Below are 16,553 nucleotides of genomic sequence, written 5' to 3'. Positions count from 1 at the left end.
CCCGGGTATGACGTTGCGTGTCGCCACCGTGCAGCCGTTCACCGTTCCCGCCGACCTTTCCGCGAACATCGCCGAACACGCGAGGCTGCTGCGGATCGCGGACGCCGATCTCTGCGTCTTCCCCGAACTTTCCTTGACCGGTCTCGAATTCGAGGCGATCGCCGCCGACGACGGGCTCTGGCTGACGCCGGACGATCCGCGTCTCGAGCCGCTCCGTGAGGCTTGCCGGGCCAGCGCGGTGCACACCGTCATCGGGCTCCCGCTCCTGGAGGACGGCCGGCGGTACATCGGTTCGCTCGTCCTCGGCCCGGCCGGGGAGACCGTTGCCACGTATGCGAAACGGAACCTGCACAACAGTGAGGAAGAGCTGTTCGACGCCGGTGAGCGGCAGGTGATCATCGAGGTCGGCGGCAGGCGGCTCGGCCTGGCGATCTGTCTCGACGCCGCCGATCCGGAGCACCCCAGGGAACTCGCCGAGGCCGGGGCCGAGGTCTACGTCCTCAGCGCGCTTTTCAGTGAGGGACAGGAAGACCGGTTGCTCGACCAGGTCGGCGTTGCGGCGGGCCACGGGATGTGGGTGGTGCTTTCCCAGTATTCCGGCAAGACCGGCGGCATGGCCGCGTTCGGCGGCAGCGGGGTCTGGAAACCCGGAGGCGCCGCCGAGGTGCGTCTCGGCGGCGAACTCTCCGAATGGGCCTACGCGACCATCACCGGGGAGGCTTCCTGAGGCGCGCGCCCGCGCAGGGCCACGGCCGCGACGAAGACGGCGAGAGCGAGCAGTCCGGCGCTCAGCGCGTACGCGGTCCGGTAGCCGCTGGTCAACGCTTCGGGCGCGGAAACGCCTTCCGCCAGCAGTGATCCCGTCCGGGACGCGGCGGCGGTCGCGAGGATCGCGGTACCGACCGCGGCGCCGATCTGCTGCGTGGTGTTGATCAGACCCGAAGCGACCCCGGCGTCGGCGGGCGAGGTGCCGGACATCGCCTGCCCCATCAGCGCGGGCATCGCCGCGCCGAATCCGACGCCCATCAGGACGAGGGCGGGCAGGACGTCCGTCGCGTAGTTCCCGTCCGCTTCGACCGTGGCGAGGAAGCCGAGTGCCAGTGCGACCAGCGAAAGCCCGGTGACGAGCACCGTCCGCGCCCCGAACCGGTGGTTCAGCTTCTCGGCGAAGACCAGCGACATCACCGCGATCGAGACCGGCGCGGGCAGGAAGGCGAACCCGGTGCTCAGCGCGTCGAGTTGCAGGACCCGCTGGAGGTAGAGCGCGGTGATGAACTGGAAACCGAACAGCCCGGCGACCATCAGGACCATCACCGTGTTCGCCCCGGACACCGCCCGGACGCGGAAGATCCGCAGCGGCAGCAACGGCTCGCTGGTCTTCGCCTGCCGGAGCACGAACCCGGCGAGCAACAGCAGCGACACGGCGAGCAGGCCGAGGGTGCGGGCGTCGGCCCAGGTGTACTCCTCGGCCTTGACGATCGTGTAGACCAGCAGCATCAGGCCGCCGGTGACCAGTCCGGCACCGATGACGTCGGTGCCGCCGCGGAGTCCCGCGCCGCGGTCGGTTTCGAGCAGCCGGACGGCCATCACCAGCGCGACCACGCCGATCGGCAGGTTGACGAAGAAGGTCCAGTGCCAGTCGAGCAGCTGGGTGAGCGTGCCGCCCGCGATGAGCCCGATGGATGATCCCGCGGCCTGGGTGAAGCTGTAGACGCCGATGGCCTTCGCTCGCGCCCGCGGTTCCGGGTAGAGCGTGGTGATCATGCCGAGTACGACGGCCGAAGCGAGTGCGCCGCCCGCGCCCTGCAGGAAGCGGAACGCGATGAGCTGGGTCTGGTCCTGGGCGATACCGGAAAGCAGCGAAGCGAGGGTGAAAACACCGAGCCCGGTGAGGAACACCCGTTTTCGGCCGAGCAGGTCGCCCAGTCTGCCGGACAGCAGCAGGAGCCCGGCGAAGGCGATCAAGTAGGCGTTGACCACCCAGGCGAGCGAGGACGAGGTGAAGCCGAGGTCGTTCTGGATCGCGGGTAGCGCGACGGCGACGATCGAACCGTCGAGGACGACCATCAGCGAAACGGCGGTGAGTACGGCGAGAGCGAGAGCGCGTCGAGGCATGGAGGGACCCCTCTGTGAATTCCGTGGAGAATTTCCCCAGGTGATGCCTTGGTGCATCACTTGTTACAGCGCTCATCTTGTGTGACTCTGTTCCCTGCCGGAAGGAGGCACTTTCATGTCCCAGGGGAACACCGATGTGACCGCGCAGGCCAGGGTCGTCGATCCCGAAAAACTCGAGGTGTGCACCGTGCTCGAGGTGATCAACCGGATCAGCGGGAAGTGGGCGATCGGCATCCTGCTGGAGGCCACGCGCGGTCCCGTGCGGTTCACCGAGCTGGAGCGGTCGGTGGAGGGGATCAGCAGGCGGATGCTCACGCTGACGTTGCGCAACCTCGAACGCGACGGCCTGCTCGTCCGCACCGTCTACCCGACCGTGCCGCCGAAGGTGGAGTACGAGGCGACAGCGATGGCGAAGGAGCTGTACGCGTCGCTGAGCGGCCTGCTGCACTGGGCGGAACGCCACCGGGACTCGATCGCGGCCTCCCGCGTCGTCTACGACGAGAAGGTCAGCGCCTGACGGCCACCGCGTGCACGGCCCGCTGGACGTGTGAGCACAGCAGGTCGAAATGCCACTTCTGGAACGCCAGGTCCGTGCTGTTCTCCGCCGACCAGCTTTCCCACAGGCCGCCCGGCCGCAGGTAGCGGGACGTGTACGCGGTGGTGAGGTCGGCGTCGATGTGGTGCAGGGCGGCGAGCGCCCACGCCTGGTCGTAGCGCAGCTCCGGCCGCGCGAGGTAGTGGTCCAGATAGGACACGAGGATCTCGGCGTCGGCGAAGGTGCCGAACCGGGCGAGCGCGAAACAGTAACCCTGGCCGGCGAAGACCAGGTCGCTTTCCAGGAACAGTTCCCGGATCCGCCCGCGCCAGGCGGTGCGCCGATCGGTGCCGATCAGCCACGCGGCGGTGATCCGTTCCCGCCAGCCGTGGTCGAACAGGAACGCCAGTTCCTCGTCGGTGATCCGCGCGGCGTCCTCGGCCAGGTCGCGCAGGAAGACCTCGCGTTCGGGGCCGCGCATCATCCCGTCGAAGTTGCCGTGCAGCAGCTTCGAGTACCGCGAGATCACGTAGCGGTCGATGGCGTCCGGCATACCCGTGAGTTTCCCGGAAACGAGGAACCGCGGTGCGAGGACGGGGGACCCTCGCACCGCGGTTTCCTTCTCGCCGACGGCTAAACGCGTGCCACGGCTTTCTCCCTGTCTTCGTCACGGTCCTCGTGGGGGCCCGAGGCGTGATCGTCGATCAGGGTGGCTTCGTCGAACGGGGCCTGGCCGCTGAAGACCAGGTTGGCCCGGTCGCGGTCGAACTCCTTGGTCCACGTTCCGACCAGGACGGTCGCGACGGCGTTGCCCGCGAAGTTGGTCAGCGCGCGGGCTTCGGACATGAACCGGTCGATGCCGAGGATGAACCCGACGCCGTCGACGAGTTCCGGCCGGTGCGACTGGAGCCCGCCGGCGAGGGTGGCGATCCCGGCGCCGCTGACGCCCGCCGCGCCCTTCGACGCGATGATCATGAACAGCAGCAAGGAGATCTGCTCGCCGACGCCCAGCGGCTGGTCCTGCGCCGTGGCGATGAACAGCGTCGCCATGGTCAGGTAGATGGCCGTGCCGTCGAGGTTGAACGAGTACCCGGTGGGCACGGTGATGCCGACGACCGGCTTGGAGACACCGAGGTGCTCCATCTTCGCGATCAGGCGCGGCAGGGCCGATTCGGACGACGAGGTCGACAGGATCAGCAGGAATTCGCGGCCGAGGTAGCGGAGCAGGGTGAAGATGTTGATCCTGGCGCCGAGCCACAGGACGGAGCCGAGCACGCCGAACACGAACACCAGGCAGGTCAGGTAGAAGCCGATCATGATGACGGCGAGGCTGCGCAGCGCGCCCCAGCCGGTTTCGCCGACCACCGCCGCGATCGCGCCGAACGCGCCCACCGGGGCGGCCCACATGATCATGGCGAGGATCCGGAACACGAGCCGCTGGATGTGCTCGATGCCGCGGCGGATCGGCTCGCCCTTGGTGCCCAGCTTCTGCACGGCGAATCCGGCGAGCAGCGCGACCAGCAGCGTCTGCAGCACCTGGCCTTCGGTGAAGGCGGAACCGAAGCTGGTGGGGATGATGCTCATCAGGAAGTCGACGGTGCCTTCGCCGCCCTCGGCCTGCTTGTGTGCCTTCGCAGCGGCCGCCGGGTCGAGGTGCAGCCCGGCGCCCGGGTGCAGGAGGTTGCCGACGATGAGACCGATCGCGAGCGCGAACGTCGACATCATCAGGAAGTAGCCGAGCGACAGCAGCCCGACCTTGCCGACCTTCGCGGCCTTCGCCACCGATCCGATACCGAGCACGATGGTGCAGAAGATGATGGGGGAGATCATCATCTTGATCAGGTTGACGAAGCCCGTGCCGAGCGGCTTGAGCTCCTTGGCCACACCCGGAGCGGCGAACCCGACGATGACGCCGAGGACCACCGCCGCGATCACGGCCAGGTACAGGTAATGCATTTTGTCTCGGCGACGCGGCGCCGCGTCGGGCGTTGTAGGCACCTTTGCCTCCAGCTCAGGATGGTGTCCGGGATTGCCGGTCACTATCACCCGGCCAGGTGAGCTGGGTCACGGTTGTGTTCATTGAGTTCGCGCGAGTGCCTTTAGGGGAATTCCGGCCATGCGGTGCGAGCGGCCGGTCCGCCGGTGTGCTGGTATGAGCGGGTGCCCTCGACGACGCGGACCCGGACCAGGCGTGGCAGTCTCGCCCGCCAGCTGCTGATTCTCCAGCTCGTCGTGCTTTTCGTGCTCGTCGCGGCCGGGTTGACCTTCGCCTACCTCGATTCCGTCCGCGCCACCGAAGACCGCGCGCGGGACAAGGTGACCGCGGTCGCCGAAGCCGTCGCGGACGCGCCAGGGGTACTGGCCGCGCTGTCCACTTCGGAGCCGACCCGGACACTGCAGCCGTTCGCGCAGAGTGTCCGCGCGGATACGGACGTGGACTTCGTGACCATCATGGACAAGAACGGCATCCGCTACACACACCCGAATCCGGCGCTGATCGGGCAGCCGTTCATCGGGAACATCGGCGAGGCGCAACGCGGCGGCAAGGTCGTCGAGACCTACGCCGGTTCGCTCGGCCCGTCCGAACGCGTCGTGGTCCCGGTGCGCGGGGCCGCCGGGCAGGTCGTCGCGCTGGTGTCGGTCGGCATCACCGTCGAAATGATCGACGCCGAACTCCGGGAACGCCTGTGGCCGCTGATCGGGGTCGCGGCGGCCGTCCTGGTGGTCGGCGGGATCGGCAGCTATCTGGTCAGCGCCCGGCTCCGGCGGCAGACCAGGGGGATCGCGCCCGAGGAACTGAGCAACCTGTTCGAATACCACGAAGCCGTGCTGCATTCGGTGCGCGAAGGCCTGCTGCTCGTCGGCGGTGACGGGCGGGTGGTGCTGTGCAACGACGGCGCTCGCGCGCTGCTCGGCGTCGACGGTGATCCGGTCGGCCGGGAACTGTCCGCATTGGACATTCCGGAAGACCTCGTCGAGATGTTCACCTCGGGGGAGGAGCGCACCGACGAACTCCATCTCACCGAGGCCAGGGTGCTCGTCGTCAGCACGGCGCCGGTGCGCTCGCGCGGAAAGGCGATGGGCACCGTCGTGATCCTGCGCGACCACACGGAACTCCAGGCGCTGACCGGTGAGCTGACCACCGTGCGCGGACTGGCGGAAGCGCTGCGCTCCCAGGCGCACGAGGCGGCGAACCGGCTCCACACGGTCGTTTCGCTGGTCGAGATCGGCCGTCCCGAACAGGCCGTCGAGTTCGCGACCGAGGAACTCGCGCTGGCGCAGGAACTCACCGACCGGGTGGTCGGCGCGGTCGCCGAACCGGTGCTCGCGGCGTTGCTGCTGGGCAAGGCGGCGGAGGCGAGCGAGCGCGGCGTCGAGTTCACGATCACGCCCGACACCGTCATGGAGGATTCGGACACCGGTGTCCCGCCGCGCGATCTGGTGACCATCCTCGGCAATCTGATCGACAACGGGATCGACGCCGCGGCGGGCAACGCCGGTAGCGGCGGGCGACCCGGCGTCGAGGTGACCGTGCGCTCGGACGCCGAGGAGTTGCTGCTGCGAGTCGCCGACACCGGGCCCGGCGTGGACGACGTCGAGGACGTCTTCCGGCGCGGCTGGTCCACCAAACCCGAGGACGGCCACGGGCTCGGCCTGGCACTGGTGGGTCAGGCGGTGCGGCGGCACAGTGGGACGATCGACGTCGGCCGCGACGAGGGCGCGGTGTTCACCGTGCGCTTGCCACTGAAGGCGCCGCAGCCGCCGAAGGAGCCGACACGATGATCAAGGTCCTGGTCGTCGAGGACGAACCGGTGGCCGCCGACGCTCACCGGGTGTACGTCGAGCGGATGCCCGGCTTCACCGTGGCGGGTGTCGTCCACTCCGGCGCCGACGCGCTGCGGTTCTGCGAACGCGAGCCGGTCGACCTGGTGCTGCTGGACTTCTATCTCCCCGACACACACGGCCTCGCGGTCTGCCGGTCGCTGCGCGCGGCCGGTCTCCCGATCGATGTCATCGCGGTGACCTCGGCGCGGGATCTGGCGCTGGTCAAGGCCGCGGTGTCCGTCGGGGTGGTGCAGTACCTGCTCAAACCGTTCACTTTCGCCTCTCTGCGGGAAAAACTGGAGCGCTACGCGGAGTTCCACGGCGCGTCGGGAGAGGTCACCGGACAGGCCGAGATCGACCGGGCGCTCGGCACCCTGCGCACCACCGAGCGGCAGTCGCTGCCGAAGGGGATGAGCGCGCAGACCCTCGAGGCCATCACCGAAGTCCTCGCTTCGGCCGCGGACGGCCTGTCCGCCGGGGCGGCCGCGACCGCGATCGGCGCCTCCCGGGTCACCGCGCGGCGCTACCTCGAATACCTCGCCGACAACGGCCTCGCCCAGCGCGAACCCCGCTACGGCCAGGTCGGCCGCCCCGAGGTCTGGTACAAACCGAAAACCGTATAACGACCTATACCGCGGCGCACGGGTTACCTTGAACAGGGTGAAGATCGGGGAACTCGCCCGGAGGACCGGGGTCAGTGTCCGCGCGCTGCGCTATTACGAGGAAGAGGGCTTGATCAGCCCGGGCCGCGAGGGCAATGGCTACCGCGACTTCTGTCCAGGCTCGGTCGAGGCGGTGCTGCAGATCCGCGGGATGCTCGACGCCGGTCTGCCGGTCAGGCTGATCCGCGAAGTCCTCCCGTACCTCGACGGGCCGGGGGAAGTCCGGCCGAAGGCGCCGTGCGAGTACATGATCGGCGAGGTCGCGCGGCAGCGGGAAGTGCTCGACCGGCGGATCGCGCTCATGACCCGCAATCGCGACGCCCTCGACGCTTACCTGCGCGACTTGACCCTGACGCAAACGTGAGGGTTTTAGCGTGCGGCCATGACTTCGATGCGCGCGTTGCGACAGGACTCCGCGAACGGTCCTGAAGATCTCCACCTGATCACCGACGCGTCCGTTCCGGTGCCGGGACCAGGCGAAATCCTGCTGAAGGTCACCGCGGCGGGCGTCAACTTCGCCGACGTCATGCAAACCCGGGGCACCTACGAAGGCGGTCCGAAGGCGCCGTACATCGCAGGCTTCGAGGCCGCGGGGGAGATCGTCGGCCTGGGGGAGGCGGTGACCGGAGTCGCGCTCGGCGACCACGTCGTCGGAACCGGTGGCGGGGCCTTCGCCGAGTACATGGTCATGCCCGCGGCCGGCGTGGTCCCGGTGCCGGAGGGCTGGTCGGACGAACAGGCATCCGGCTTGCTGCTGAACTGGGCCACCGCGCTCGCCGCGCTCAAACCGCTCGGGCGGCTGGCCGCCGGGGAGACCGTGTTGGTGCAGGCGGCGGCGGGCGGGGTCGGCCAGGCCGCGGTCCGGCTGGCGAAGCATTACGGCGCGACCGTCATCGGCACCGCGTCGCCGGGCAAGCACGACCTGGTGCGGACGCTGGGCGCCGATCGCGTTCTCGGCTACGGAGAGGATCCCGGCGTGGTGGATCTCGTTCTCGAGTCCGTCGGCGGGGCGACTTTCTCCGCGAGCCTCGCCGCCGCCAAACGGGTCACCGGACGGGTCGTGGTCTACGGCGTCGCCGGGGGAGAAGCCGCGATCACCAACCGCGAACTGAACTTCCGGCACCAGATCCACCTGATCGGCCTGCACCTCGGTGTCCTGATCGAACACGCGCCGGGGATCTTCGCGGATCTGATGGACGAGCTGCGCGAGCTTGTCGCTGTCGGTGTCTGCGCGCCGGGAACGCCGACGGTCCACGACCTCGCGGACGGGCCCCGGGTGCTCGCGGAACTGGAGGCGCGGACCACCTCGGGCAAGCTGGTGCTGCGGCCCTGAACGGGTCCGGCCGAACATCGTCGTATGCGAACGTGTGCATGTCAATAGGACGAAAGTGTTGGTAAATCACCAGCCGTCGGAAGCGACGAAAGTCGGTGCCCACCAGCGGGTTCCGCTCCTAGATTCACGAACCATTCCGTTGTCCTCACAAGGAGTGGGTCCATGGCAAGGAAGTTCTTCGTCTCCGCGTCCGTGAGCTTGGCGCTGCTCGCCGTCCCGGTGACCGCCGGTCAGGCCACGGCCGCGGTCCAGCCTGCTCAGCAGGCCGCGGCGGTGACCACGGTCTACTACGACGCCTCGGAAGCGCCCAGCTTCCGTGCCGCCATCCAGGCGGGCGCGGCGAACTGGAACAACTCGGTGTCCAACGTGAAGCTGCAGGAGAGCTCGTCGGGGGCCACCCTGCGCTACACCGAAGGCAACGACCCGTCGGGTTCGTACGCCCAGACCGACGGTCACGGCCGCGGCACCATCTTCATCGACTACACCCAGGCGAAGGAGTACGACCAGACGCGGATCGCCGCGCACGAGACCGGCCACGCGCTCGGCCTGCCGGACCACTACGAGGGTCCGTGCTCCGAGCTGATGTCCGGTGGTGGCCCCGGCCCGTCCTGCACCAACGCGAAGCCGAACGCCACCGAGGTGTCGAAGGTCAACTCGCTGTGGGCCAACGGGTTCCTCGCGGCCGGCACCATGCAGCGCATCTACAACTGATTCCTCGTGAGTGGTAATGACGGTTCTAACCGTCATTACCACTCACGAGATTTTCTAACCCGAGAACTCGTAAGCGCCCGCGTCCACCCGGGCACCGGCGTACACGACGTTCCCGTCGACGTCACGGTCGGCGTATTTCGTGGTGCCGAGGTCGATCGCCGGGCTGCCCGACCGCAGGATCAGGTTCGTGGCCGAGGTGTACTTCGGATCGGCCACCTTGTCCGTCGCGCCCGCCGTGAACTGCCGGAGCCCGCCGAAGTAGACGTTGTGGTCGGTGGCGGTGAAGGTCGAGTCCGCGTAACCGACCTTGTACGCCGCCTGGACGACGTTCTGCGTCATCCTCAGCATCTGGTTCGTGCAGCCGCCGTAGCAGACGAAACCCTCCGACTCGGCGTTGCTGAGCTGGAGAGAGTTGTTGCGGAACACGGTGCCGAGGACCGGGCCGTTGCCGTCCGCGGCCCCGCGCGTGATGATCCCGCCGCGCGTCTTGGCGCCGAAGACGGCGTTGTACTCGAAGACATTGCCGGTCGAGACGCCGTCGGGATCCTTGGTGTCCGTGCCGAGTTCGGTGAAGGTCTCGTTGTCCTCGGAGATGTTGTGGTGGACGACGTTGCGGGATCCGTAGAAGATCTCGACCGCGGCGCCGTCGAGGCCACCGAAGTCGTCGGCCTTCGCGATCGAGCCGCTGATCCGGTTCCAGCCGATGTCGGAGTCGTTGCCCTGGACCAGCACGGCGAACGCGCCGGAGTCGTCGTTGCCGCCCGGGGTCACGACGGTCATGTGGTTGTTGTCGACGAGGTCGTTCTGGGTGACCTCGGTGCGATCCGCCGACGGCGCGAGGTACACGCCCGCTCCGGCGCCGGTGATCAGGTTCGACAGCACCTTGTTGCGGTCTCCGGTCACCTTCACCCCGGCCCACGAGCAGCGACCGGCGTCGGCGGCGACACCGATCTGCAGATCCTGGACGACGTTGTCGTTTCCGGGCAGGTCCACGCAGGCTTCGGTGTTGCCCTTGACGATGGGGCGGGCGCCGGTGCCGTACGCGCCGATCGTGACGCCCGAGCCCTTGACGGTGAGGCCGCCCGACCAGGCTCCGCCGCGGCGCAGCAGAACGGTGTCGCCCGCCGCGAACGTGGTGGCGGAGACCTTCGCCAATGATTTCCACGGCGTCTGTTGCGAGGTGCCGCTCGCGGTGTCGCTGCCGGCGACTTGGTCGACGTAGTAAGTCTTCGAAGCGGCTTCGGCCGTCGTGAACCCGGTGCACGCGACAGCGGCGAGCACGCTCACGGAAAGCAGTTTCCAGGACATCCCACGGAAGCTAACCGGCGTCCGCACAAGGCTCGTACAAAGACGTCCGCCGCTCTAGCATGATCCGATGCGCCGGGCGTCGCGGATTCTCGTACCGGCCGCGCTGCTGCTCAGTGCGGTGCTGGCGAGCAGCGGGGTCGCGCCTGTGCCGCGGCCGGTGATTCCCGAGACCGGGCTGAACGAGCTTTGGAACACCTACGGCGATCAGGGCGGTCACTGGACCGGCGGCGACCGCACGGTGTCGGTCCCGCTGCCGGACGGACGCACCGCGTGGCTCTTCTCGGACACTTTCCTGGGCCAGGTGAACCCGGACCACAGCCGCCCGCCGGACAGCCCGATCGCCCGCAACACCCTGGTCGTCCAGGAACGCGACGGCACCCTCGGGGAGACACTGCACGGCGGTACCGCTGAGGACCCGAAGGCACTGATCGGGCCCGTGGGCTCGCCCGAGCATTACTGGGTCGGCGACGGCGTGGTCGAAGGCGACGTCCTGCGGGTGCTCTACAACCGGTACCGGACCACCGGATCCGGCGGACTCGACTTCAAGAGCGCCGGGACGTCGCTGGCCACCTTCCGGTTGCCCGCGCTGACGCCGTCCGAGCTGCTGGTCATCCCGGTCAGCGAGCGCGTCGCCTGGGGTTCGGAACTGCTCGAAGACGGTGGATACACCTATATCTACGGCGCCGAACAGGGCCGGCTTCGGCTCGCCAGGGTGCCCGCTGGTGGCCTTCGCGGGCCGTGGCGGTTCTGGACCGGCTCGGGCTGGTCGCCGCACGAGGAGGATTCCGCCCGGATGCTGTCCGGGATCGGGACCGCGTTCTCGGTGACCCGCGTCGGTGGCGAGTACGTGCTGATCACCATGGACACCAGCCCCGGCTTCAGCCCGGTGATGCTCGGCTACACCGCGAGTTCGCCGACCGGGCCGTTCGGGGAGCCGCGGGTTCTTTACCGGGCACCCGAAGCGAGCGACCGGCGGATCGTCTACGACGCGACGGCGCATCCGCAGCTGAGCCGTCCGGGGAAGCTTGTGGTGTCGTACAACGTGAACAGCCTGGACCACGGTGACAACTTCGAGGACGTGCGGATCTACCGGCCGCGCTTCGTCGAGGTGGACTGGCCGCCGTCAACGCCGGCCGAACCATGGGCGCAGATCGTAGGCCTGTTCGCAGTAGGAGTCGGCCGGTAGCTCGTGGTCGGCGAGATGCGGAGGAACTTCCTTCCGGAAGAGGGGTAGGGCAAATGTGTCTCCAATGTGGCATTGGAGACGTTCAAGGTCTCCAATGCCGCATTGGGGACACCGGCTCCGAAACACGGGCCCAGATCCCGTTCTGAAGGGAACCTTCGAGACGTTCCACGTCCGAAAGGGGGCCTTCAGGACACCCCAGGCCACGAAAACCCCACCCTGCCCAGGGCGCACCACCCCGGACTGATCACTCATCACTCCATGATGGCCCCCTTCCGGTACCCAAGCGCAAGGAAGGCACACCGGAATGAGCGGTAAGGCGTGGAAACCAAGCCGCCCGCGCGGCACAACTTCTACCGAGGCCGTCCCGGGACTCCCGGCCGCGTCTGCCAGGGAAGCGGCCCGTCGAGCGGCCGGTACTCGACGCCCAGCGCGTCCAGCCGCGGCAGATGGTGATCCCGCAGCCGCGGCAGGAATTCCGCGTAGTCCCGCCCCTCCGGGCTGCTCCACGCCACCTCGGCGAACGCGCACAGCCGCGGGAAGGCGGCGTAGTCCACCCGCCGCACGGTGTCGAGATGCTCCGACCAGACCTGCGCCTGGGTACCGAGAATCGACTTCCCGGCCGGGAAATCGGCGGGCACCGGCTCGTAGCCGTAGAAGTCCTCCAAGGTCCTCAGGTAGCCGACGGGGATCGGCTCGTCGAGGTGGTCGGACTGCCGGTGGTCCAGGTACACGTGGTCCTCGGGGCACATGACGACGTCGTGCCCGGCGGCCGCCGCCCGCGCCCCGGCCGCCTCGCTCTGCCACGAGCCGATGACCATCGGCGGCAGGTCGCCCGCTTCCAGCACCTCGTCCCAGCCGAGCGGACGACGGCCTCGGTCCACCAGGTGCCGCGCGATCTCGCGGACGAACCGGCCGTGGTCCTCGGTCGCGCCGGGCACCTCGTCGCCGCCTAGGGCGATGACCTCCGAAGGGAAGATCTTCAGCACGTGGTCGAAGACACCCTTGAAGAAGTCCACTGTGGACTTCTCCGTGTTCAGCAGTGAAGTGCTGATGCCCCAGCTCGTCCAGACCTCCCATGGTTCGGCGGTTTCCGGCCCGAGTTCGGGATAGGCGGCGATCGCGGCCCGCGCGTGACCGGGGATGTCGACCTCCGGGACGACCGTCACCGCACGCGCGGCGGCGTAGGCGACGATCTCGCGGAGATCATCGGTCGTGTAGAACCCGCCGTGCGGACGCCCGTCGCGTTCCGGTCCGTCGTGCCGCCCGACCATGGACGACTTCCGCCAGCCGCCGACCTCGGTCAGCCTCGGGAACTCGGGGATCTCGATCCGCCAGCCCTGGTCGTCGGTCAGATGCAGGTTGAGCACGTTGAGCTTGTGCGCGGCGATCAGGTCGATGAACCGGAATACCTCGGCCTTGGTCCGGAAATGCCTTGCCACGTCGAGCAGACAGCCGCGCCAACCGAACCGCGGATGGTCGGTGACCGCACCGCACGGGATCATCTTCCGTCCGTTGTGGAGGGACGCGGCCCGGAACGCGTCCGGCCCGATGAGCTGCCGGAGCGTCTGACGGCCGTAGAACTCGCCCGCCGCGTCGGCCACGTGCAGGGTCACACCGGAGGGGTCGATCTCCAGCCGGTAGCCCTCGGCGGGCAGCCCGGCCGCCACGCGGACGTCCACTTCGGACGGTACCGGGCATTCTCCCGGCAGCGGTTCCACCGAGACGGGACGGGGGAGGAGCGTTTCGAATCCCGGCATGTCAGCCCTTCACCGCGCCGCCCATGACGGACACGAGTCGTCGTTGGACAAGGATGAAGAACACCAGCACGGGGATGGTCATCAGGGTCGAACCCGCCATCACCGCGCCCCAGTCGGTGTCCTCCGGTTTGAAGAACACGAGAATCGCCAGCGGGAGCGTCTGATTCTCGGTGTTGGAGATGATGAACGTCTTGGCGAACAGGAAGTCGTTCCAGGCGTGGATGAACGCCAGCACACTGATCGCCACCAGCCCGGGTGCCACCAGCGGGAAGAGGATCTGCCAGGTGAACCGCATGCGGCTCGCCCCGTCGATCTTCGACGCCTCTTCCAGTTCCTGCGGCACCGCGGCGACGAAGCCGCGCAACATCCAGATCGCGAACGGCAGGCTGAACGCCAGGTGCACCAGGATCAGCGAGCCGAGGTGGTTGGTGCCGAACGCCGGAGCGACGTCGCCGACCGAGCGCATCAGGAAGAACAGCGGGATGGTCAGCGCCTCCACCGGCACCATCTGGGCCACCAGCACCATCACCAGCAGGACGGTCTTGCCCTTGAAGTTGAACCGGGTCAGCGCCACCGCCGAGAGGAATGACAGCAGCAGCGACAACGCCACCACCACGACCGCCACGATCACGCTGTTCAGGAAGAACATCGCGAAGCCCTCGCCGCTGAGCACCCGTTCGAAATGCTCCAGCGTCGGCGTGAGCGTCCAGGGGCGCGGGTTCTCCGCCTGGATCTGCCCGGTGGGTTTGAACGCCGAAAGCACCATCCAGTACACCGGGAACGCGACCATCCCCGCGATCACCACGCAGATGATCTCGGCGATCAGCCTGCCGGGCCGTTTGACCCGGCGGGCGCTCCGGGCGGGAGCCGTGATCACACCCATCCCGCGCTCCGGCGTTGCGACCGGACGTACAACCCGGTGATGGACAGCAGCAGCAAGGTCATCACGACTCCGAGTGCCGCGCCGAGACCGTATTCCTGTCCGGCGAAGGCCTGTTGATAGGCGAAGACGTTGAGCACGAGGTTGCGCCCGGCCACGCCGCCGCCGTTGGTCATCACGTAGATCTGGGTGAAGATCTTGAAGTCCCAGATGATCGACTGGATCGTGGCGATGGTCAGCAGCGGCCGCACCATCGGCAGGGTGATCGACCAGGTGGTGCGCCAGGTCGACGCGCCGTCGAGGTACGCGGCCTCGATGACCTCCTCCGGCACGCCCTTGAGCCCCGCGTACATCGTCACCATGACGAACGGGAACGAGCACCAGATGACCTCGGCGGCCACCAGGCCGAACGTGCTGTAGGTGTCGAAGGTCCACGAGTGGTTCGCCATGCCGGTGAACCCGAGGCCCGAAAGCACCTCGTTGACCAGGCCGAAGTCGGCGTCGAACAGGAACAGCCAGACGTACGAGCCCGCCATCGCCGGTGTCGCCCACGCGGCCAGCGCCGCCAGGAACAGCGGGACCCGCGCCCAGGCCCGGACCCGGGTCGCCAGCACGGCGAGCCCCGTCCCGAGCGCGAGACTGCCGATGACGCAGACCGCGGTGAAACCGAGGGTCTTGGCCAGCACTTCCCAGAACTGGACGTTCTCCAGCAGTTCGACGTAGTTGCCGAAGCCGAGGAACACCAGCGGAGCGTTGCCGACGGCCTGCGGCTGGCCGTAGTCGTAGAACGAGATCAGGACGAGCTGGTAGATCGGGTAGACCAGCATCGCCAGCAGCAGGATGCCGCCGGGTGCCAGGTAGAGCAGCGCGGCCCGCCCGTCCCGGCGACGGCGGGGTGACCGCCGGGCCGGGGCGGGCGAGGCCGCGGTGCGCGGGATTTCCTTGATCACCATGGGATCAGCCGAACGCCTTGTTCATCTCGGCGGTCGCGGTGGCCAGCGCGGCCGCCGGATCCTTGCCACCGGTCGCGATCTGCTGGATCGCGGTCGGCAGCACGTTCTGCGCGTCGATCTTCGACCACGCCGCGGTGGCGGGGACGAACTTCGTGCCCGCGGTGAGCGTGTCGACGAACGGCTTGACCGACGGGTCGCTCGCGGCGACCTTCTGCTGGACACTGGCGAGCGTCGGCAGGTTGCCCATGGCGGTGTACATCTTCTCCTGGTACTTGGCGCCACCGAGCAGTTCGGTGAACTCGACCGCGAGACTCTTACGCTTGGTCGCGTTGAACACGCCGAGCAGGTTGCCGCCCGCGAACGCCGGGGCGATCTTGCCCGCCTCGGTGCCCGGGATCGGGATGATCGCGTACTTCCCCTTGACCTGACCGGCTTCGACGGCCTTGCGGTTGAAGTCGCCACCGATCGACATCCCCGCCTTGCCGCCGGCGAAGGCCGTGATGCTCTGCGTCCCGGTGAGGTTGGCGCACTGCTCCGGCGGGCAGATGTCCGCCTTCAGCAGGTTCGCGTACGCCGTCACCCCGGCCTTGGCCTGTTCGGAGTCCATAGTTGACTTCCACTTGCCGCCGTCCTGCTTCGCGATCTCGCCACCGTTCGCCCAGACGAACGGCAACATCGCGTAGGTGTACTTGCCACCGACGGAGATGCCGTACAGCTCCGGCTTCCTGGCGCGGATGGTCCTCGCGGTCTCGGTCAGCTCCGCCAGCGTCGCGGGCGGCTTGAGGCCGAGTTCGGTGAAGAGGTCCGTGCGGTAGTACAACGCGCGGATGCCGGTGAACCAGGGCAGCCCGTAGGTCTTGCCGCCGGATTTCGCCGTCTCCAGTACCGCCGGGAGGATGTCGGCGCCTTCCTTCCACGACGAGAGATCGCCGGTCAGGTCGGCCAGCGCGCCGGTGGCGGCGTAGCTGGAGACGTCGGTGTTGCCGAACTCGGCGACGTCCGGCGCGCTGGCCGGATCGTTGAAGGCGCCGGAGAACTTGTCCGCGCGGCCTTCCACCGGGATCCACTGGACGTCGACCTCGACCCCGGAATGCGCCGCCTTGAACTCGGCGATCGCCTCCTTGACCGCGGCCTCCTTGGGCGCGCGGTTGGCTTCGTCGAACAGCCAGACCCGGACCGTGCCGGACTTCTCGTCACCCCCGCTCGCGGCGGGGGTGTTCTGGGCCGGCGCGCAGCCCGCGACGAGGCCGGTCGCCGCGAGGCCCGCGATGAGGACGCGAGTTCTCAT

At 68.3% G+C, this 16,553-nt stretch carries 16 protein-coding genes; 8 read left to right on the top strand and 8 right to left on the bottom strand.

The window, feature by feature from the left end:
• Positions 1–7 precede the first annotated feature (7 nt).
• Positions 8–727 carry a carbon-nitrogen hydrolase family protein gene (locus tag L324_RS24535; protein ID WP_235783638.1) on the top strand — a complete coding sequence of 240 codons (720 nt, stop codon included), beginning with the start codon at positions 8–10 and terminating at the stop codon, positions 725–727.
• Here L324_RS24535 and L324_RS24530 read toward each other — a convergent pair.
• Positions 697–2,115 (bottom strand): MFS transporter, encoded by a 1,419-nt coding sequence (locus L324_RS24530; RefSeq protein WP_037313196.1) that lies wholly within the window; start codon positions 2,113–2,115, stop codon positions 697–699. The two genes, L324_RS24535 and L324_RS24530, sit on opposite strands and share 31 nt — an antisense overlap.
• 115 nt (positions 2,116–2,230) lie before the next feature.
• On the opposite strand from L324_RS24530, the gene L324_RS24525 reads away from it, so the two are divergent.
• On the top strand, positions 2,231–2,632 hold the full coding sequence (locus tag L324_RS24525; RefSeq protein WP_037313195.1) for a winged helix-turn-helix transcriptional regulator: 402 nt from the start codon (positions 2,231–2,233) through the stop codon (positions 2,630–2,632).
• On the opposite strand, the gene L324_RS24520 is transcribed toward L324_RS24525, so the two are convergent.
• Together L324_RS24520 and L324_RS24515 are read right to left on the bottom strand one after the other, a co-directional pair.
• Positions 2,622–3,260 (bottom strand): DUF6000 family protein, encoded by a 639-nt coding sequence (locus L324_RS24520; protein WP_235783637.1) that lies wholly within the window; start codon positions 3,258–3,260, stop codon positions 2,622–2,624. The genes L324_RS24525 and L324_RS24520 overlap by 11 nt on opposite strands.
• Before the next feature lie 23 nt (positions 3,261–3,283).
• Entirely contained in the window at positions 3,284–4,606 is a 1,323-nt protein-coding gene (locus L324_RS24515) for a cation:dicarboxylate symporter family transporter (protein ID WP_037313189.1), read from the bottom strand.
• 204 nt (positions 4,607–4,810) lie between these two features.
• On the opposite strand from L324_RS24515, the gene L324_RS24510 reads away from it, so the two are divergent.
• The 5 genes from L324_RS24510 (at position 4,811) to L324_RS24490 (ending at position 9,181) form a co-directional block, all read left to right on the top strand.
• A complete protein-coding gene (locus L324_RS24510; protein ID WP_037313187.1) occupies positions 4,811–6,433 on the top strand; it encodes an ATP-binding protein in 1,623 nt (540 codons plus the stop codon).
• A complete protein-coding gene (locus tag L324_RS24505; RefSeq protein ID WP_037313185.1) occupies positions 6,430–7,098 on the top strand; it encodes a response regulator in 669 nt (222 codons plus the stop codon). Before L324_RS24510 ends, L324_RS24505 begins: the two co-directional genes overlap by 4 nt.
• 37 nt (positions 7,099–7,135) lie before the next feature.
• Positions 7,136–7,501, top strand: coding sequence for a MerR family transcriptional regulator (locus tag L324_RS24500; protein WP_037313182.1), 366 nt, complete (start codon positions 7,136–7,138; stop codon positions 7,499–7,501).
• An 18-nt stretch (positions 7,502–7,519) separates the two neighbouring features.
• A complete protein-coding gene (locus tag L324_RS24495; protein WP_037313180.1) occupies positions 7,520–8,470 on the top strand; it encodes an alcohol dehydrogenase catalytic domain-containing protein in 951 nt (316 codons plus the stop codon).
• Between the two features lie 162 nt (positions 8,471–8,632).
• The gene (locus L324_RS24490) at positions 8,633–9,181 is read left to right on the top strand and encodes a snapalysin family zinc-dependent metalloprotease (RefSeq protein ID WP_037313177.1); all 549 of its coding nucleotides are present in this window, start codon (positions 8,633–8,635) and stop codon (positions 9,179–9,181) included.
• Positions 9,182–9,235: 54 nt separating this feature from the next.
• Here L324_RS24490 and L324_RS24485 read toward each other — a convergent pair whose 3' ends face one another.
• Positions 9,236–10,489, bottom strand: coding sequence for a choice-of-anchor Q domain-containing protein (locus L324_RS24485; RefSeq protein WP_037313174.1), 1,254 nt, complete (start codon positions 10,487–10,489; stop codon positions 9,236–9,238).
• 67 nt (positions 10,490–10,556) lie between these two features.
• Between L324_RS24485 and L324_RS24480 the strand changes: the two genes are divergently transcribed.
• The gene (locus L324_RS24480) at positions 10,557–11,675 is read left to right on the top strand and encodes a DUF5005 domain-containing protein (RefSeq protein WP_051174080.1); all 1,119 of its coding nucleotides are present in this window, start codon (positions 10,557–10,559) and stop codon (positions 11,673–11,675) included.
• A gap of 350 nt (positions 11,676–12,025) precedes the next feature.
• Here the strand turns inward: L324_RS24480 and L324_RS24475 are convergent, their stop codons facing one another.
• From L324_RS24475 to L324_RS24460, 4 genes are read right to left on the bottom strand one after another with little or no spacing between them, the layout of a single operon-like run.
• Positions 12,026–13,432, bottom strand: a complete 1,407-nt coding sequence (locus L324_RS24475) for a beta-N-acetylhexosaminidase (protein ID WP_152546984.1) — start codon at positions 13,430–13,432, stop codon at positions 12,026–12,028.
• Position 13,433: 1 nt separating this feature from the next.
• Positions 13,434–14,315, bottom strand: coding sequence for a carbohydrate ABC transporter permease (locus L324_RS24470; RefSeq protein WP_037313171.1), 882 nt, complete (start codon positions 14,313–14,315; stop codon positions 13,434–13,436).
• Positions 14,306–15,265, bottom strand: a complete 960-nt coding sequence (locus L324_RS24465; protein ID WP_037313169.1) for a carbohydrate ABC transporter permease — start codon at positions 15,263–15,265, stop codon at positions 14,306–14,308. The genes L324_RS24470 and L324_RS24465 overlap by 10 nt, the downstream gene beginning before the upstream one ends.
• A gap of 4 nt (positions 15,266–15,269) precedes the next feature.
• The gene (locus tag L324_RS24460; RefSeq protein WP_037313167.1) at positions 15,270–16,553 is read right to left on the bottom strand and encodes an extracellular solute-binding protein; all 1,284 of its coding nucleotides are present in this window, start codon (positions 16,551–16,553) and stop codon (positions 15,270–15,272) included.

This window comes from Amycolatopsis orientalis DSM 40040 = KCTC 9412 (assembly GCF_000478275.1).
Taxonomy (GTDB): Bacteria; Actinomycetota; Actinomycetes; order Mycobacteriales; family Pseudonocardiaceae; genus Amycolatopsis; species Amycolatopsis orientalis.
Note: the sequence above shows the minus strand (reverse complement) of the source record. Positions and strands in the feature narration are given on the sequence as shown.

Bases quoted from the DNA above. Each gene is read 5' to 3' on its own strand.
- L324_RS24535 (WP_235783638.1), top strand. From the start codon at position 8: ATGACGTTGCGTGTCGCCACCGTGCAGCCGTTCACCGTTCCCGCCGAC.
- L324_RS24530 (WP_037313196.1), bottom strand. From the start codon at position 2,115: ATGCCTCGACGCGCTCTCGCTCTCGCCGTACTCACCGCCGTTTCGCTG.
- L324_RS24525 (WP_037313195.1), top strand. From the start codon at position 2,231: ATGTCCCAGGGGAACACCGATGTGACCGCGCAGGCCAGGGTCGTCGAT.
- L324_RS24515 (WP_037313189.1), bottom strand. From the start codon at position 4,606: ATGCATTACCTGTACCTGGCCGTGATCGCGGCGGTGGTCCTCGGCGTC.
- L324_RS24505 (WP_037313185.1), top strand. From the start codon at position 6,430: ATGATCAAGGTCCTGGTCGTCGAGGACGAACCGGTGGCCGCCGACGCT.
- L324_RS24495 (WP_037313180.1), top strand. From the start codon at position 7,520: ATGACTTCGATGCGCGCGTTGCGACAGGACTCCGCGAACGGTCCTGAA.
- L324_RS24490 (WP_037313177.1), top strand. From the start codon at position 8,633: ATGGCAAGGAAGTTCTTCGTCTCCGCGTCCGTGAGCTTGGCGCTGCTC.
- L324_RS24485 (WP_037313174.1), bottom strand. From the start codon at position 10,489: ATGTCCTGGAAACTGCTTTCCGTGAGCGTGCTCGCCGCTGTCGCGTGC.
- L324_RS24480 (WP_051174080.1), top strand. From the start codon at position 10,557: ATGCGCCGGGCGTCGCGGATTCTCGTACCGGCCGCGCTGCTGCTCAGT.
- L324_RS24475 (WP_152546984.1), bottom strand. From the start codon at position 13,432: ATGCCGGGATTCGAAACGCTCCTCCCCCGTCCCGTCTCGGTGGAACCG.
- L324_RS24470 (WP_037313171.1), bottom strand. From the start codon at position 14,315: ATGGGTGTGATCACGGCTCCCGCCCGGAGCGCCCGCCGGGTCAAACGG.
- L324_RS24465 (WP_037313169.1), bottom strand. From the start codon at position 15,265: ATGGTGATCAAGGAAATCCCGCGCACCGCGGCCTCGCCCGCCCCGGCC.
- L324_RS24460 (WP_037313167.1), bottom strand. From the start codon at position 16,553: ATGAGAACTCGCGTCCTCATCGCGGGCCTCGCGGCGACCGGCCTCGTC.